The organism is Thalassococcus lentus (genome assembly GCF_028023555.1).
GTDB classification, from domain to species: domain Bacteria; phylum Pseudomonadota; class Alphaproteobacteria; order Rhodobacterales; family Rhodobacteraceae; genus Thalassococcus_A; species Thalassococcus_A lentus.
Genome location: NZ_JAQIOY010000004.1, coordinates 59,834 through 77,854, shown reverse-complemented (window position 1 = coordinate 77,854; position 18,021 = coordinate 59,834). Strand labels below are relative to the sequence as shown.

General features: G+C 57.1%; 15 protein-coding genes. 6 read left to right on the top strand and 9 right to left on the bottom strand.

Annotated elements, in window-relative coordinates; all coding sequences use genetic code 11:
- Positions 1-144: 144 nt before the first annotated feature.
- The 6 genes from PFY00_RS13050 to PFY00_RS13025 all read right to left on the bottom strand — a co-directional run bounded on the left by PFY00_RS13050 (position 145) and on the right by PFY00_RS13025 (position 6,167).
- Positions 145-1,137, bottom strand: coding sequence for an ABC transporter ATP-binding protein (locus PFY00_RS13050; protein ID WP_271433012.1), 993 nt, complete (start codon positions 1,135-1,137; stop codon positions 145-147).
- Positions 1,134-2,165 (bottom strand): Gfo/Idh/MocA family protein, encoded by a 1,032-nt coding sequence (locus PFY00_RS13045; RefSeq protein WP_271433011.1) that lies wholly within the window; start codon positions 2,163-2,165, stop codon positions 1,134-1,136. Before PFY00_RS13045 ends, PFY00_RS13050 begins: the two co-directional genes overlap by 4 nt.
- On the bottom strand, positions 2,162-3,001 hold the full coding sequence (locus PFY00_RS13040; RefSeq protein WP_271433010.1) for a carbohydrate ABC transporter permease: 840 nt from the start codon (positions 2,999-3,001) through the stop codon (positions 2,162-2,164). Before PFY00_RS13040 ends, PFY00_RS13045 begins: the two co-directional genes overlap by 4 nt.
- 10 nt (positions 3,002-3,011) lie before the next feature.
- A complete protein-coding gene (locus tag PFY00_RS13035) occupies positions 3,012-3,926 on the bottom strand; it encodes a carbohydrate ABC transporter permease (protein ID WP_271433009.1) in 915 nt (304 codons plus the stop codon).
- Positions 3,927-3,989: 63 nt separating this feature from the next.
- A complete protein-coding gene (locus tag PFY00_RS13030; protein ID WP_271433008.1) occupies positions 3,990-5,243 on the bottom strand; it encodes an ABC transporter substrate-binding protein in 1,254 nt (417 codons plus the stop codon).
- 36 nt (positions 5,244-5,279) lie between these two features.
- A complete protein-coding gene (locus tag PFY00_RS13025; protein ID WP_271433007.1) occupies positions 5,280-6,167 on the bottom strand; it encodes an N-acetylmuramic acid 6-phosphate etherase in 888 nt (295 codons plus the stop codon).
- Positions 6,168-6,336: 169 nt separating this feature from the next.
- Between PFY00_RS13025 and PFY00_RS13020 the strand changes: the two genes are divergently transcribed.
- From PFY00_RS13020 to nagA, 4 genes are read left to right on the top strand one after another with little or no spacing between them, the layout of a single operon-like run.
- On the top strand, positions 6,337-7,218 hold the full coding sequence (locus PFY00_RS13020; RefSeq protein WP_271433006.1) for a BadF/BadG/BcrA/BcrD ATPase family protein: 882 nt from the start codon (positions 6,337-6,339) through the stop codon (positions 7,216-7,218).
- Complete coding sequence (locus tag PFY00_RS13015) at positions 7,205-7,960, top strand: GntR family transcriptional regulator (RefSeq protein WP_271433005.1); 756 nt, start codon at positions 7,205-7,207, stop codon at positions 7,958-7,960. Before PFY00_RS13020 ends, PFY00_RS13015 begins: the two co-directional genes overlap by 14 nt.
- Positions 7,961-7,974: 14 nt before the next feature.
- Positions 7,975-9,003 (top strand): SIS domain-containing protein, encoded by a 1,029-nt coding sequence (locus PFY00_RS13010; protein ID WP_271433004.1) that lies wholly within the window; start codon positions 7,975-7,977, stop codon positions 9,001-9,003.
- Complete coding sequence (gene nagA / locus PFY00_RS13005; RefSeq protein WP_271433003.1) at positions 9,000-10,148, top strand: N-acetylglucosamine-6-phosphate deacetylase; 1,149 nt, start codon at positions 9,000-9,002, stop codon at positions 10,146-10,148. The genes PFY00_RS13010 and nagA overlap by 4 nt, the downstream gene beginning before the upstream one ends.
- Before the next feature lie 49 nt (positions 10,149-10,197).
- Here nagA and PFY00_RS13000 read toward each other — a convergent pair whose 3' ends face one another.
- Positions 10,198-11,841 (bottom strand): hypothetical protein, encoded by a 1,644-nt coding sequence (locus PFY00_RS13000; protein ID WP_271433002.1) that lies wholly within the window; start codon positions 11,839-11,841, stop codon positions 10,198-10,200.
- A gap of 194 nt (positions 11,842-12,035) precedes the next feature.
- Here PFY00_RS13000 and PFY00_RS12995 point away from each other — a divergent pair, with 194 nt between their 5' ends.
- A complete protein-coding gene (locus PFY00_RS12995) occupies positions 12,036-13,184 on the top strand; it encodes a phosphatase PAP2 family protein (protein WP_271433001.1) in 1,149 nt (382 codons plus the stop codon).
- A complete protein-coding gene (locus PFY00_RS12990; RefSeq protein WP_271433000.1) occupies positions 13,181-15,376 on the top strand; it encodes a S8/S53 family peptidase in 2,196 nt (731 codons plus the stop codon). Before PFY00_RS12995 ends, PFY00_RS12990 begins: the two co-directional genes overlap by 4 nt.
- On the opposite strand, the gene PFY00_RS12985 is transcribed toward PFY00_RS12990, so the two are convergent.
- Both PFY00_RS12985 and PFY00_RS12980 read right to left on the bottom strand, forming a co-directional pair.
- Positions 15,377-15,727 (bottom strand): hypothetical protein, encoded by a 351-nt coding sequence (locus PFY00_RS12985; protein WP_271432999.1) that lies wholly within the window; start codon positions 15,725-15,727, stop codon positions 15,377-15,379. It abuts the gene before it with no gap.
- A 200-nt stretch (positions 15,728-15,927) separates the two neighbouring features.
- Positions 15,928-18,021, bottom strand: a complete 2,094-nt coding sequence (locus tag PFY00_RS12980; protein ID WP_271432998.1) for a S8 family serine peptidase — start codon at positions 18,019-18,021, stop codon at positions 15,928-15,930.

Below are 18,021 nucleotides of genomic sequence, written 5' to 3'. Positions count from 1 at the left end.
CGACGGAAGGCTTGCTGATCGCCTCTACCAGAGTGGCCCGCTGCTGGTTTCGCCCACCCCTGATGCGTCCCGCACCTGAAATGACCGGCATAGACGGCTATGTCGGTGCAGGCGCGCGAGCGCCATTGTTTGGCGCTCAAAGCGTTAGACGCGATGCCCTTCCTTGTCGAAGTAGTAGGCACGCTCAGGCGCGTATCCCAGTGTGACTGTCTGTCCTTGGTTGATCGCGTGCTGACCGAACAGGCGCGCCGTGATCTGGGTGCCTTTAGCCTCCGCGATCACATTGGTGTCGCCGCCCAGGTGCTCGACGTGCTGCACCGTGGCGGCGAGCCCGCCGTCATCCTGCAGTCGCAGGTCTTCCGGGCGTACGCCGATGGTTCTGGGATCCCCTTCCGAAACAAACCCGGCCGGCATGAAGTTCATAGCCGGAGAGCCAAGGAAACCGGCGACAAACTGATTGACCGGATTGTTGTACAGCTCCATCGGACTGCCGATCTGTTCCACCCGGCCATCGCGCAGAACCACGATCTTGTCGGCCAGCGTCATGGCTTCGGTCTGGTCATGCGTAACGTAAATCATCGAGGCGGCAAGCGTGTCGTGCAAATTCGCGATCTCAAGCCGTGTGTTCATGCGAAGGGCCGCATCAAGATTGGAAAGCGGTTCATCGAACAGGAACAGTTTCGGCTCTCGCACAATGGCACGCCCAATGGCAACGCGCTGACGCTGTCCACCCGAAAGCTCGGAAGGGTATCTTTCCAGATAGTCTTCAAGGTTCAGCATCTTGCTGGCCTTGGCCACACGCTCGTTGATGACGGCCTTGCTTTGTTTTTCCTGTTTGAGAGCCAGAGACATGTTCTTGAACACGTTCAGGTGCGGGTAGAGCGCATAGCTTTGGAACACCATGGCTATACCGCGCTTCGATGGTGGCGTGTTGTTGACCAGATCGCCCCCGATATGGACCTCACCCGAGGTCGCATCCTCAAGCCCTGCAATCACGCGCAGCAATGTGGACTTGCCACAGCCCGACGGGCCGACGAAGACGACAAACTCGCCTTCCTCCACCTCGATGTTGATGTCTTTCAACACGTGAACCTCTCCAAAGGACTTGTTCACATTGGTCAGGGTCAAGGCAGTCATCGGTTTGGCTCCTTAAGGATCACGGGCTGACCGCTGCGGATGCTTTCATCGGCGGCCAGGCAAATAGCGAGAGATTGTACGGCATCATTCATGTGCCGGGTCAGATCAACGTCATCCCTGATTGCGTTCAGCATGTAAGCTTGCTCTGCGTCACACAGTTCCTGATGACCAGGCTCATCGGGCATTTCGATCAGCTGATCGCCAGACGTGCGGTGCACAAGGATACCGCCAACCTTGGTGTGGCCGTCTATGTCAGCGGACGCGCCCTTGTTGCCATCAGTGATCGAGACCGCGCCACTGGGTGAAATGATGTCTTTCACGAAAAAGGCCGTCTCTGACATCATCGGGCCCCAGCCGGCCTCGTACCAGCCGACCGATCCATCTTCGAACACGACTTGGAACTGGCCGTAGTTGTACATGTCCTCGGCAATTTCGTCTGAAAGCCGCAACCCCATGCCGTGAACGCGGATGGGATCAGCATCGGTGATCTGGCACATGACATCGACATAATGCACGCCGCAATCCACGATCGGGCTGGTGGTTTGCATCAGCGCCTTGTGCGTATCCCATTCCGCGCCAGACGACTGTTGATTGAGATTGAGCCTGAACACGTAAGGGCCACCCAGACCGCGGGCCTCATCGATCAGCCGCATCCACGACGGATGATGGCGCAGAATGTATCCCACAACCAGCTTGCGCCCCAATCGTTTGGCCGTGGCGACAACGCGTCTTGCATCTTCGACGGTCATGGCCAGAGGCTTTTCGACAAAGACATGCGCACCCTTTTCCATCGCGGCACAGGCAAAATCCGCATGGCTGTCAGTATAGGTTGCGACCACCACGAGATCCGGCTCCAGCGCCAGCCCTTCTTCGAAGGTCGCGTAACGTGGATAACCCTGCAGGGCGTCCGGCAAATCAACGTCAGACCGGTTGACCAGACCGACAATTTCCGAATGCGGATTTTCATGGTGGGCCAAGGCATGAGACAGCCCCATATTGCCCAAGCCGGCGATAAGAACACGGATCATTTGACCGCTCCTGATGTCAGACCGCGGATCAATTGCCGCGAGAAGATCACGTAGAGAACCAGAACTGGCAGGATCGCCATGGAAAGCGCGGAAAGCACCGCGTTCCAATCGGTCACGAACTGACCAATGAAGACCTGCGATCCCAGCGTCAGCGTCTTGGTTTCTTCTGCTGGCGCCAGGATCAACGGGAACCAAAGATCATTCCAGATCGGGATCATGTTGAACACGGCAACGGTGGCCATGGCCGGGCGCACCAAAGGCAGCACAAGCCGGAAGAAGATGGCGTATTCACTCAGCCCATCAACGCGGGCCGCATTTTTGAGATCATCAGAGACTTGCCGCATGAATTCGCTCAGGATGAACACTGCGAGCGGCAGACCCTGTGCCGTATAGACGAGGATCAGGGCCCAGAGCGTGTTGACCAGACCTGTTGCGACCATCATCTCCAGAATGGCAACCGTTCCGATCCGGATTGGGATCATGATGCCAAGCGCCAGATACAAGCCCATCAGCGTGTTGCCCTTGAACCGGTATTCCGCCAGCGCAAAGGCCGCCATTGCTCCGAATAGCAGCACAAAGAACAGCGAGGCGACCGTCACGATTAACGAGTTCTGGAAGTACAAGAAAAAGTCGCCCTGCTTCAGCACCGTTTGGTAGCCAATCAACGAAAAGCTGTCAGCGTCAGGCAATGCGAGCGGTTCGCGAAAGATGGCTTTGCGGGTTTTGAAGCTGTTGATCAGGATTACGAAAACCGGGAACAGCGCAATAAGGGTATAAAGGATCAACGCGCCGTGCATGGCGATGTTGTTGAACGGGTTCGTGCGGGCTTTGTTCATTTTTCCGTCCTCACATCTGATAGCGACGCATCCGGGTCTGGATGCCAAAGAGATAGATGCAGACACCAATCAGAATGATTGCGAACATGCCGCCAGCGATGGCCGAGCCCATGTGCGGGTCTCCGAGTTGCAACTGGAACCCAAAGAAGGTGCGATACATGAAGGTGCCGAGGATGTCGGTCGAATAGTCTGGGCCAGCCAATGCGCCCTGCGCGGCATAGATCAGATCGAAAGCGTTGAAGTTGCCTACAAAAGTCAGGATCGAGATGATCCCGATGGATGGCAGGATCAGAGGCAGTTTGATTTTCCAGAATGCCGAGAACCCGGTGATACCATCCACCTCTCCGGCCTCCAAAATCTCTTCTGGAATAGTCAGAAGCGCCGCGTAGATCAGCATCATCGGAATACCGACAAACTGCCAGACCGAGATCAGCGCGAGCGTCGTCAGCGCATATTCCTCTTTGCCCAGCCAAGGCACAAACAGCGACTTCAACCCGACAAAATCCAGCATCGACGGCGCGATGCCCCAGATCGGTGACAGGATCAGTTTCCAGGCGAAACCGACGATGACAAAGGACAGGATCGTCGGAATGAAAATTGCCGACCGGTAGAGCGCGGCAAACCGCAAGCGAGGGTGGCTGAGGATCGCAGCCAGCGCTACACCAATCGGGTTCTGCACCAGCATATGAACGACGAAAAACCAGAAGTTGTTCCCGAGCGCGTTCCAGAACTGTTCTGACCAGATCGGATCGAAGAACAAGGTACGGAAGTTTTCGAGCCCGACATAGACACGTTCCTGATCAACCTTGCTGTACAGCGCGAGCCGCAAAGTGTTGAACAAAGGGAAGATCATGACGGTGGTGTAGACCAGCACGGCAGGTGCCAGAAAAACCGCGATATGCCAGCGGATGCGAGCGCGTTGCATTTGGGAATCTCCTAAAGAGTCCGGGCGAAAAGGCCCGCCCGGACAAGGCAGTAAAGGGAGGGTTTACTGCTGAGGTTCGTACCAGCTCGCCAGACCTTTTTGCAGATCGGCGCCCAGCTCTTCGGGTGTCGCGGTGCCCTTGATGGCCGCAACGGATGCGCCCCAAGTCTCATTCTCGAGGTTGGGCGTGCCACGTGACAGGATCTGATAGGTCGACCGGATCGTGCTCTCGCACTCGCCGCGCCAACCAACGATTTCCTTTGCCAGCGGATCGCTCAGCTCAACCGGTTCCTTGGACAGCGGGAAGAAACCCGGCAGTGCATTTCCGAAGATCGAAGCGAATTCGGGACTGCCAACCCATGCGAGAAATGTCTTTGCGGCCTCTGCGTTCTCTGTCGCGGCATTCATGCCGATACCGATGTCGGTGTGGTCAGAGATATAGCAGGTGTCGCCCGCATTCCGGACCGGCGGCTTGAAGGCGCCCATTTCGAAATCAGCCTGAGCATTGAAGCCCGCGATTTCCCACGAACCGGCAGGATAGATTGCCGCGCGGCCCAGCGTGAACAGGTTCTGGCTGTCAGGATAGGTTTGCGCTTCGTACCCGTCGCCAAGATACGCGCTCCATTTGGCCAGTGTGGCGTATGGGGCGGTCCAGGCTTCGTCGGTCAGCTTTTGCTCGCCCGCGATCAATGCACGGCGGCCTTCTTCACCCTTCCAGTAGTTTGGCCCAATGTTGTTGTAGCCCATGGTCGCGGCTTCCCATTGGTCGTTGGTGCCCATCGCCATCGGAATGTAGTTGCCGTCTTCCTTGAACTTATCGAGCGCCGCGAAGAACTCGGCTTCGGTGTTTGGAACTTCGACACCGACTTCGGCGAATGCATCTTTGTTGTAGATGAACCCATGGATCACCGAGGCCATCGGCACGCAGAACGTGGCCGAACCATCGTCAGTCTGCCACGCGGATTTGGCAACGTCCGAGAAGTTGTTCATTGCGTCCATATCGTCCAGATCGGCGAGATGACCCGCCTCGAAGAGTGCAAGCGATGCGTCAAACGGGCGGCAGGTGATGATGTCACCGGCTGATCCGGCGTCCAGTTTGGAATTCAGAACCGCGTTGTATTCGGCCGGTGCGGAAGGCGTAAACTTCACCTTAATTCCGGGATTTTCCGCTTCAAATGCCGGGATGATCTTTTCCTGCCACAGCACCAGATCGTCGTTGCGCCAGCTTTCGATTGTCAGCGTAACATCCTGCGCCATGGCGCCTGTGGCTGTCAGCGCTGTGCTCAGTAAAGCCAGTTTCAGTATGTTGCGTTTCATGAATGGATCCTCCCAGTTGAAACATTGGTTTATGTACTAAGGTGTTTGCCCCATCGCCGGGCGCAGATGCCCGGCGGTCTCGTTCAAAAGTACCCGCGCCGCGTCCGGGGTCAGCCCGCGCGAAGCAATCAAAACGGCCGTCTTTACGTCTCCGTCCGCATCATCAAGCGCACGGCCGGCATCGACGATGGACACACCGGCAATCTGTGACACGATTCCGCTGGCTCGATGCCGGAGCTTGATGTTGTCCGCCCGCAGATTGACCATCATGCCGTCATGGACATGCCCAAGATCCACCGCCATCAGTGTCGAAAGCATGTTGAGCGCAATCTTTTGCGCCGTCCCCGCCCCCATTCGTGTCGAGCCGGACAAGACCTCGGGCGGCGTTTCCAGCAAGACGGCATGGTCTGCCAGATTCAACAGGTTAGAACCGGCATTATTCGCAATACCGATAACGGAAGCCCCGAGCGATTTGGCACGCTCTGCCGCTGCAACCGTGTAGGGGGTTGAGCCGCTCGCCGAGACGGCAATAATCGTGTCCTGCGCAGACACATCCGACATCGCCAACAGAACAGAGTCGGTGTCGTCCTCTGTGTCACCGGGCATTTCAACGCCGGTCGGCAGACCGCCCGCCATATGAATGCGCAGTTGCGCGGCCGGAATGGAAAACGTGCCGCCAAGCTCCTGAGCATCTGCCGCCGCCATCAAACCGGACGAGCCAGCCGCCACATAGTGCAGGCATCCCCCGACCCTGATCGATTGCGCCATCGCCTTGGCACCCGCACAAATACCTGAAATTGCGTGTTGCACCATGACAGCCGCGGCGAGCTGACCGCCCGCAAGAAGCGAGGCGATCTCCTCCGGCGCGCGCTGATCCAGCCCAATCGCAAAATCATGCAGATGTTCAGTGGTCTTGGCGTTCACACGATTCTCCCCATAGCTGCAATCAAAATACCTTTTAGATACCATTTGTCTACCATTTTGTTTCTCGCCGCAATTTTGACATGGAATTCACCAACTTACGCCCGCTTTAAGCGCATTTGGTATCAATTGGGCCTTTAATTCACGTAAAAGGTATTATAAAGGTATCAACATGAGAGATTCGACCGAAACCCAGACCCTGGCCATCGACGGCGGTGGCACACGGTGCAGAATTGCCCTGCAAGACGCAGGTGAACGTCTGGTGTCTGAATTTGGGCCGGCCAACACTGCAACCGATTTTGACAATGCAGTTCGGTGCCTTCTGGATGGCCTGAACGCGACCGCGCAGAACGCAGATATGTCTTTCGACACCCTATGCGCTCTGCCCGCTTTCGTCGGGCTCGCGGGCATCACCGGCAAGGCAGAAGCCAAACGGATGGCCAATGCTTTGCCGCTCAAAAATGCCCGTTACGCGGATGATCGCCGCGCGGCCCTCAGGGGCGCACTGGGCCGACGTGATGGCCTGATCGCACATTGCGGAACAGGGTCGTTCTTTGCGTCTCGAATTGCTGGCGACGAACAATTTGCAGGCGGTTGGGGTGCACGACTGGGTGACGAAGCATCGGCCCAATGGGTTGGGCGCAAGGCGCTGGCCAAGGTGCTGCAACACCATGACGGGTTTGTTGCATCCAGCCCGATGATCGAAGACCTGCAATCCCGCTTTGGCGATACTGGCAGTCTCGTCAGCTTTGCGCAGGACGCAAGCCCTGCCGCGTTGGGAGCGCTTGCGCCCTGCGTCACACAGCACGCGCAACAGGGCGATGTCGTTGCGGTCAGCATTTTGCAATCCGCGGGTGATCACATTGCGTCCAGCCTGCGGCAGATGGCGTGGAAACCCGGCCTTGCGATTTGCCTGACTGGCGGGATCGGGCCGTTCTTTGCCCCCTATCTTGCGCATGAAATGGCCCAAGACCTTATTGACCCGCTGGGCGAGCCGCTGGATGGCGCGATTGCACTTTCGCAGGAAATAGAGGTGACACATGGATATTGCTGACTTCTTGCGCCCCGAAGCATGGTTGAGCCGCTCCGCAGGGCCACGGTACGTGCAGTTGCGCCGCCGACTGGAGGCGGGGATCGAAGAGGGCATTCTTGCCCCCAATTCATCGCTTCCGCCCGAACGCGAACTGGCCGAGATCACAGATTTGTCGCGCGTTACGGTCCGCAAAGCCATACAAGAGCTCGTCCGGGAAGGTGCTGTCGAACAACGTCAGGGGTCCGGCACATTTGTGCGGGAACCGATCCCCCGCGTCGAACAATCCTTGTCGCATTTGACTTCGTTTACCGAGGATATGCAGCGACGCGGGCTTCAAACCACATCCAAGTGGCTTGAACGAGGCATCTTCATGCCCTCGCCCGACGAAGTGGTGGCGCTGGGGCTCGCAGCAGGGGATCAGGTTTCCCGGATCTATCGCCTGCGCGAAGCGGGTGGGCAGCCCATGGCCTTGGAGCGGGCAGCGTTGCCGCTGGACATCCTATCCAACCCCACCGCTGTCACAACATCGCTTTATGAATTGCTGGAACAATCCGGCGTACGACCGGTACGCGCGGTCCAGAAAATCTCGGCGATCAATCTCGAAGCAGAAGACGCCGAATTGCTGAACGTCGCCGAGGGAACCGCCGGGCTGCGCATCCAGCGCACATCCTATCTTCAAAGCGGACGGGTCGCTGAGTTGACCCGTTCAATCTATCGCGGTGATGCCTACGATTTCGTGGCCGAACTGCGTCTGTCACATTAACAAAGGCGCGCCAGATGCACCCTGAACCCACTCGCATGCGACGGGAAATTCTTGAAATACCCGATGCCGTAGAACGCCTGCTGTCCGATGGCGGCGCAGACATCCGCGCCGCGGCCCAGACCGCGCGAGACATGGATCCGGCCTTTTTGCTGTCTGTGGCGCGTGGCTCTTCCGATCACGCCTGCACCTTTCTGAAGTATGCGAGCGAACTGGTTCTGCGCCGGCCCATGGCTTCGGTCGGACCTTCGGTCAAGTCGATCTACGGCGTCGATCTTGTCGCCAAGGGCGCCTTGTGCCTGTCCGTTTCGCAATCCGGTATGAGCCCCGACATCGTCAGGATGACACGTTCGGTTGTCGCATCCGGCGGTATGGCCGTCGCCATCACAAACGATCCAGCGTCTGATCTGGCAGCGGTGGCCAATGCAACCCTGCCGATCCATGCAGGCCCAGAGCTGAGCGTGGCGGCAACCAAGACCTTTGTCACATCGCTGGTCACGGGGCTGTGGTTAATTGCGGAAATCAAACAAGACGCCGATCTGATTGCGGCGATCCATGCCCTGCCTGCACATCTGGCGGCGGCCACACTTTGCGACTGGTCGGACGCCGCTTCGGCGATCAGCGGCCAGTCACTGTTTACGCTCGGGCGCGGCCCATCTTGGGCAATCGCCAACGAAGCTGCACTCAAGTTTAAGGAAACCTGTCTGATCCACGCCGAGAGCTATTCATCGGCTGAAGTGCTGCATGGGCCGGTTTCCATCGTGGAGCAAGGCTTTCCCGTGATCGGCTTTGCCGCAGGCGACGCCGCCGAAACAAGTGTCACCGAGGTCCTGGACGCTTTGGCCGATAAGGGCGCAAAAGCCTTTGCGGCATCAACCAAAGTCACGCGGGCAGCCGCCCTGCCCCATGCACGCACCGATCACTGGCTTACCGATCCGATCGCGGCCATTGTGTCGTTTTATGGAATGGTGGAAAAGGTCGCACGGGCACGCGGCATCAATCCCGACACACCGCGTCACCTGAAGAAAGTGACTGAAACCGTATGACCCAGACGTCCGTAACATTCGCCGGCGGCCGCATTTTCGACGGCGAAAGCCTGCATGACGCCATGGCAGCGCGGTTTCGTGAAGGTGTTTTTGCAGAACTGGTTCCGGAAAGCGCGGTTACAAAGGACGAAGCAGCTGTTGATCTGAAGGGGGACATTCTGACACCGGGCTTTGTCGATCTGCAGGTCAACGGCGGCGGTGGTGTCATGTTCAATGAAAGCCCTGACCTTGATACTCTGACGATTATGGCCGAGGCGCACAGGTCATTGGGATGCACGGCGATCCTGCCGACCTTGATTACCGACCGTCCAGATAAAACAACGGCAGCCATCAACGCAGTACGCAAAGCCTTGCAGGCCCAGATTGCCGGCATTTCGGGGCTGCATCTTGAAGGCCCTCATTTGTCTGTTGCCCGCAAAGGCGCACATGACGCATCGCTCATCCGACCAATGGATGACGCCGATTTTCAGCAGTTGCTGGAGGCCAAGACAAACATTCCGGTTCTCAAGATTACAGTCGCTCCGGAAAACGTCACACCAGACCAAGTATCGAAACTGGCACAGGCCGGAATTCTTGTGTCGCTTGGCCACACGGATGCCGATTTCGAAACGTGCCGCCGCTATGCAAAGGCAGGCGCGTCCTGCGTAACGCATCTGTTCAATGCCATGAGCCAACTGGGCAATCGCGAACCGGGTCTGGTTGGGGCGGTTTTGAACCTTGGCCAATTGTCTTCGGGCGTAATTGCCGACGGCATCCATGTACACCCCGCTGTTCTGCAAGCCGCATGGAAAGCAAAAACGGGTCCGGGCAAGATCTATCTGGTCAGCGATTCAATGGCCGTGGCCGGCACCGAGGAAACCGAGTTTTTCCTCGACGGACGACGCATCTGCCGCGAGAACGGCAGACTGACATTGGACAACGGTACGCTTGCCGGGGCCGATCTGGACCTGACCCAAGCAATCAACGTGCTGGTCAACGCGGTCGGTGTCGATCTCGAAGACGCGTTGCGCGCCGCGACCTCGGTCCCCGCCGGTCTGATTGGCCTGCCCAGCGGTTTGGCTCCCGGCGTTACCCGTCTGGAAGACATCAACCGGATTACGCATGATTTGCGTTCGCTGTCCCGCCCCGCGGTCGAATTAAACTGATCGCTGGAAACCCAGCGGGCACATGCGCCGAACCGCGTCCCGGCGCGGGCTAGAGCCCAAGCAGCAAGTCGCGACTACGGTCATTCATGAATGCCTCGCTGCGCGCAAGCTTGGCCGGATAGGTTTCATCCTCGACCAGTCGTTGCGACGTGAAATCACTCTCCAGTGCCTGTAGCCGCCGGATCATTTCGGCCGCGTTTTCCTCGTCATCAGACAGACCGTAAAGCGCGATCAAGAACCGCAACGCGGGCCTGAAAGTTGGCGCGGTCGCATGGGTCCGGCGCAGATCCCGGATAGCATCCTGCACAGACCCGACAATCGCCGTTGTCAGCCCCTTGTGCTGATCCCACCAGAATTTCAACGGCCCGGGCCCGAGCAAGGCGCTGGCTTGCTTGGCGCTCGAATGTGCTTTGTCAAACTCGTTAAGATAAAGCTCGGAAGCCGATCGAACCCACCACGCGAACGGATTGCCCGGGTTGATCGCAATCGCCCGGTCGGACAGTTCTTCGCTGCGATAGAAATCCCGGTCGAGGATCAATGTCGTGTTGGCAAGATTGGCCAGAACGGCTGAATTACCCGGCTCCAAATCCAGCGCTGATTGCTGAAACACCTGTGCTTCACGCCTGAGCTGTTCTTCGTCAATGCCGTAGCGTTCGACCCATTGAATGGCCCGTACATGGGCGCGGGTCGCCGCAACCAACCCGTTCTTTGGCGATGTTTCCTGCGCGATTTGCAACAGTCTGTCCGCCTCGATGCTGCCTTTGCGCGTCATTGAGAACAGATTGCGCAGAGCGAGTTGTAACAACATACCGCTGGCCGCCATTTCAGGCTGCTGCACGCGGCGGGAAAAGTGCATGCTCAGCGCGTCGAGCATCTGATTTCCAATGCGCAACAAACCCACATTATCGGTTGGCAGCATCCCATCCAGAAAGGACTGCTGCGTATCCGACCAAATCAACGTGCCGCTTTTCCCGTCTTCGGCCAAGACGCGCAGACCGATGATTTCATGTCCCAACGAAAAGGCCTTGAGTGAAACCCGCACGTCGCAGGCGATGGCGGGCTGTTCACCAGGTTCATGGGTCGGATCAGTCTGGCAGACCACATCCGCGATCAGGTTTTCGCGAAGGGTGCAGGACAGGTGATCAAGGATGGAAAGTTCAACAGCGGCCAATACTTCGTTTTCGGTTCCCGAGCCAACAAACAAAGCCCGAAGCGGCGCTGGGTTATCCTGCTCTCGAACGCCCAGAACAGGGGTCGGGATCGGCCCCTGCGGGTCACGTTTTGACCGCTCCAGCGTTAGCCATTCCTCAAATTCTTCGTCCCGGATGTCGATCCCTTCCAGAAACTCGCCATCTTGGGGATTGTCGACCACGTGAATGAAAGACGCGTCCAGCGACACATGCGTGCGTGAGGCATTGAGCGCATCCCGGTTGTCACCCAATATCCGACGCAATGAGGCCAGCGCCTGCCGCAACGAAGCAGCGCCCTGCTCACGACCCCGATCACTCCATAACTTGTCCTGAAGCCAGATGCGTGTCTTGCGGTGCAGATGCGCTGTCGCCAACAGGGCCACCAACCCGCAGGTCTTTGCCCCACGCGGCGTGACGTCTTTGCCAGCCGCATTGACCATACGAAATGTACCGCAAAGGTGAATCGTAACAGCTTTTTCTACAAAGGCAGAATGGACACTCATAAACGCCATAGTAAGGCCCCCACCCATTTTTCCGAAACTTTTTATGAGCAGTAGGCGCTTCAGCGTGAATGCTTCGTGAATAATGCAGCGCCATTGCCATTAAGATTTGCCAAAGACATTCGGCTCGCCTCACAATTGCAGCCAGAGACACAGGTACATCTTTGTTGAAGGTTCACGATAAGGGGAGAATTATCATGGTGGCTTTTGGTTCGGGTTCGGGATCTGGTTCGGGCAGCGGTTCGGGTTCGGGTAGTGGATCGGGTTCGGGATCTGGGTCGGGTTCCGGCAGCGGGTCCGGGTCCGGCAGCGGATCGGGCTCTGGTAGTGGCACAGCACACGCGGGCGGCTCTGTTTCGCCAGCTCTCAGTGCCACGATAGCGGCTGCCAGCGATGCGGTGATCGGCTATTGGGACGGGACAACCGATGCTACGCTTGCGGACACCGACGTCGGCCATGGAGCCCCCTTCTATCTGCCTCCGGGCTTGCGTCATCAGTTAATGGTTATGGAGGTTCTGCAAAAAACTAAGGTCGAGAGCGGCGAGGGCACAGTGGCGCTACAGAAATCGGACGGCTCTCTTCTTTTGGAATTAAACCGACCGGGTCCCACAACGCTCAAAAACCAATTGATGCACGTTCGGAACTATGCCGACCTGCGCATCGATCGGGCGGTCGAAATCAATATCCAGATGACGGATATCCTGTCCTATCTGGCAAGCCCGGTACAACTGGATGCCAGCGGCTACAAACACACTTTTGAGTTCATAACAGCGACCCTGGAAATCGCGTCGGCGCTGTCGCAACACATGAAACATCACGTGGCAACGAAACGGCCGGTGGAAATCGAGCCCAAGGTCATGCCGATCATTCAAACACCGGCGCATTCCAGTTTCCCATCAGGGCATGCAACCGAAGCCTTCGCTGTTGCGACCGTGATCGGCAATTTCTTTCCGTGTGCGCGGACCTATGTTGACCGCCTTGCCGCGCGAATAGCCGTGAACCGCACAGTCGCCGGTGTTCACTATCCGATCGACAGCATCGCGGGCTGCACCCTTGGGCGCATCATTGGCCAAGCGGTTTGGGATCTTGCCAGCACCGGGGGCATGCAAGCCGACAAAGCTGTGTACAAACTCGGAAACGACAACAGCGATGATTTCGACTATACCAAGGTCGACAAGGGTACGGTCGCGGGCCTTGGCGCATCCGACGGCAACAAGATCCCACTCCAACCAAACGTTGCCGCGGCCAATGAGACAAAGGCAGCAGAAGCGGTCCCCGTACTACATGCCGTCTGGAAAGCCGCAACAGAGGAATTTGGCCAACGCACGCAGGGGCCAATCCGATGATCGGCGATTGGCAACCAGAGAAGGAAGACGAGCAAAAAATCCCGCCCTACGTCCGCTATGTTGCGCGACTGGGACGCTATGTTTTTCCGCCGGGCCAACATATTATCCCAAACTTGTTTGCGAGCTACAGCTCGCTTGGAGGCGGCCCACGAGAAAAAGGTCAATTCGACAGTCTAAGCGACAAAGGCATTTTCGATGAAGACGGTCAGATTGATCCAGAAAACCAAGCGGTTGTGCAGTTTCTCCAACAGTACCAACCACCGCAGGCATCAATCGTCCAACCAAACTTTCCCGGAGACACATTGCCGCCTGCGGACACCGCGGCAAACCCTGTTGTGCCAGAAACGCTCAATTTCACCGGTATCTTTGGCCCGCATTTGGATGTGCTAGACCAGGTTCCCGAAAAGGTACTAAACCAAAAGTTCGACCCCGACGAACAGATCCCCATTGATCAAGAAATCAAAGCAATGCCCTGGCACATCCGGAGCGATGCCGTGTTCACGGTCGTAATCGACACAGGGATGGTTCCTGCACATGAGCGTTTCTTGGACAATACTGGTGAAACGCGGGTTGTCGCCTCTTGGCAGCAATTTTCACTCAACGAAACCACCGACCTCACTTTGCCGTTCGGCCGAGAGGTCATGCGTTCTGAAATCCAAGCTGACGTTGAACGCATACAAAACGGTGTGTTTTCAGAAGAACAGGCATTGCGACATCGAGGTTTGATCGGGTCAGGCGAAGACATCAGTGTCGGGATGATGCGCCACAGCTCACACGGGATGCACAGCGCTGACCTTGCAGCGGGGTATGGCCCGATTGAAGACAGGCCCGAAACGGGTGCTCAGCCGATTTTTCTGATCAACCTGCCTCCCCGACGCGCCATTGGACGCACAGGCGCGTTCCTTCCCTATTTTGTGGTTAGCGCTTTGTCGCGGGCGTTGCACTGGATCGACACGCTCATGCTCGGCGCGTCATCTGCAGGCGACGATACGCCTTGGTCGATCTTTGTGAATCTTTCTTTCGGCCAACAAGCAGGACCAAAGGACGGGTTCGAAATCCTGGAAGGTGCAATCGCACAATTAATCGAAGCGCGCGCGGTGCGCCAATTGCCTGCGCCGACGATTGTTATGCCGATCGGCAACAACAATCTGGAACGCAGTCACGTCGAATTTTGCCTGCCCGGACAACAGGAAAGTGACGTCGTGGTTCACGTTCAACCCGAAGATCAGACAGCCAGCATGATCGAATTCTGGACAGAAAAACTGACAGATGCTGATTGGCCGCTGGACATAGGAATTTCTGCGCCGGGCATAACGCTTGAATTGGCAACGCCGCACCAACCGGACCAACCACATTATGCAGATTTGAAAGTTGGCGATGATCGCGTCGGGATGGTTTTTGTTCAGCGTCATGAACGCGGCGCAAAATACCGCTTTCAATATGTCTTCATCGTGAATCCGACCCAATTTCCCGGGGACATCCCGCAGAATGAAAACATTGCCTTGGCCCCGGCCGGGGCGTGGCGCATACGTTTGAAAAACAAACGCGATGACCCCATTCAAATCACCGGTGACATCGAGGTGGATCAGGCCTTGCGCTCTGACAATTTGACCGTGCGCCGTGCTTATTTTGCTGACCCAAAGTTCACAGATTTGACCGATGCCACAGGCCGCCCCTTTGATCACGGGGATATCCGTCAAAGCGACTTTGACAGGCTGACCGAGCAAGTGAAGCAGGCGGGCAACCAAAACTCTTTGGCCAATTCAAACCACGTGACCGTGATTTCCGGGCATCGGCGCAGCGATGGTCAGCCGGTTCCGTACAGCGCCGTAATGAAGGGAAAAGACCAGTGCGACACAGTCCGCATGATTGACTACTCATTCCCATGTGAGGACGCACCGGCCCATTTCGGTACGATGGCTGCGGGCATTGGATCGTGTTCAACCAGTCTACGCGGCGGCACGAGCTTTGCTGCGGCATTGGCGACGCGGCACCTCGTAGAAAACCGGATGGGCAGGACAATGATGCCGATCAACACCGAAGCGAAGTACAAGAAGAACGACGACAAAAAGCTCAAGAAACGCACGAAGGTTCCAGAAGCGAAAATTGGGCCCCAAGGCCGGAAAGACCGCAAGGCGCGAAAACCCGTGGACCGGCTGGACAGCGGATTTGATCCGAGTGTTTTGCCGTAGCTACGGTAAACGCCGAACTTCGGAATAGCGCGCTGCAAGATCAGAAAAACGGCGCGCTTTTCCAATCAGATCCCCTGTCGAAAGCAACGCATTAAAATCGGCTTCCGCCTCTTGCAGGATGCCCCAGAGCTGGTGGGTGCGCGCCAAGGCGATCTTGTCCCGATCCCGTCCTTTGGGTTGAGAACAAAGCGGTGGAAACTCCTGCGTCCGGAACGCGTTCAAGTCACGCAACACTTTCCGCTGAACGTCATTTGCGTCTGCGTTTCCTGCGACTGGGAGGTCCAGAGCGTCCTTCAAATGTGCTATGTATCCATTGGCAATTGCCAGCATCTCGTCGTGAAAATCTGCCAACGCCTACTCCATTTCGATTCTCGTGCCTGGAGCTTCAGTTTACGGCGCCCTCGTGAACCCAGCGTGATCCCGAGGCCAATCCAAACGTGATTTACGGTGGAAAAACACTTGCTTGATTGGAATTCGCACACAAATTTGGGTGTCACGGCAGCAACGCAGGCACGAGACGGCCCGCGTTGCTAATGATCCGCCGCGCTAAGCTACTTGCCATAGATCCAGCGCGCTTCCACAGGATAGCTATACGCACCTGACCCCGATTGTTGCGGCGTCTTCGGCGCTCCAGGGTTCAGTTTCTCCATGCCCGGTGTCGACGCTGTCGGCGCTTGCGCCCATTCACGACCTGAGCCATCGAAATCGTGGATTGCAACAGCCGCCGCCCGCGCCATGCGCGGCGCAGCGACGCTGGTTCCGGAGCGACGCACAAGCGTTCCACTGCGTGATCCCGCACTCAGAACCCCGCGAACGACATCGCTCTCGTCGCCCTTGGCTGCAAGGTCAGGACCCTCTCTGTCTGATCCGGCAGGCGATGACGGCTGATTGCACGGGCCAGACGCCGAATAGGGTGCCAAGTCCTCGGTTTTGGCAACATAAGCAGCGACCACCACCGGAGACTGACCACAGGCAAACCCGCTTAGGGTACCCGCCCGTTTTACGGGGCAATCCGAACCGGGTGGATCGACGCGCAACGGCTCGCCGTATTTGCCAAACCGTTCATATCCGGGATTGTCGAAATAGGCTTGTTTCCCACCAGGTTTCAGCCCCGGTATCGTTTCATCGCGGCGCACCCACAGCTCGATAGCATGTGGGGCATCCGCTTCGCGGGTCACTTCAATTTGCCAGATCCCGGAAGGAGCCAGCGGCTCTTTCCTGTCGTGGCTGGCCGTTGGATTGATCAACAGTTGAACCAACCCGCGCTTTGTTTCGCCTTGCGGTCCGGAAAAAGACAAGCGCGCGATCTCAAAATCCTGTTCATTCACAAAGCAGTGGCTCTGGTCCGGTCCTGACGTCGTCACTTGATGGCTCTTTCCATCAGGCGACCAGACCACGACGGTAGCCTTGGCCGGGTCAGCCCCTTCAAAAGGCATCCAGATTTGCACCGCGTTTCCAGTCCGATCATCCGGCAAAACCGAAAGGTCGAATTGCGCCAGTTCCACACCAGGCTCCAGAACGCCATGAAGCTGCGCCAGATTGGCATTTCCCCCGGGAAGCATCAGCCAAGCACGTTGAGGATCACCGTTCACCACGGCCTCTGCACCAAAATAGTGCTCGAACAATCGGGCAAACAAACCCGTGCCATCATGCGGTCCGCCCGAATTGCCGTAGGACAGATTAAAGATGACTTTCGCCAAAGCTCCAGAGGCTTCACAAAACCGGCGCGCTTCCTTGGTCAGCATCTGGAAGCCAAGGTAAAAGCTCGGCAAAAGATCAACCCCGGAGGTGTCTTCAACCAGACGAGAAGGTAGCGCAGCGCAAATGATGGGACGTTCGTCTTCTGCGTCATCCAACATCTGCCCAGCGGCCAAAGCCATGACGTGACTGCCATGCGAAGATCTCAGAGCAACAGTTGAAAAAATCTGTTTTGGGAAATCGATCTGACCCGTTCGACTATAGAACGTATCCTCATCCAATAGCCCCTGCCGTGTGCATTTTTCCAATAGTGCGTCGACTGCCTCTTTGTTCAGAGTACGGCCGACTGTCGTCTTGGAATCTTTTCGAAACGGAACAGATTCCAGAAACGCCGCAAATCTGACCCGGCTCGAAGTCTCGCCATCGCGAAACAAATCGTGCCCGATTGCAATGCCGTCATCAATCACGGCCATAACCGTCGCGCCTTTGGACAGGGGCGGGTGCGGTGTCGTATCGGGCCAATCTGCATCCAAATCAAGCACGACCGGATCCACCAGCCCCCCCAGAACGAGCGATTGCACATTCCATTGGTTTGCACTGTGACCAGCAAGTGGCTGCTGGTTCAGCAGGCTCAGAAAGGACTGCCGCGCAAAGATGGAGACGGGCTGTAGTCTATGATCTACCGCGCGATCTGCTGCGTCATAGGCGACCGGGACGACAAACGTCACTTGGTCCACAGGGATCGGCTTCAAATTCGGCGCAGTCGTCCCCTGCCCTTGCTCTATCGCGTTTGCGATGAATGCGTCGATTGATCCTTCGATTTCCACCAATACAGACCACCACTGGTCAGCGTTGTTCTTGTGACTGAACCGGGTCAGCCGAAAATCGGCGACCTGGCTCAGAACGCCTGGCGCATTGCCCGAAGTTGCGGTGTCGGAATCCAACAT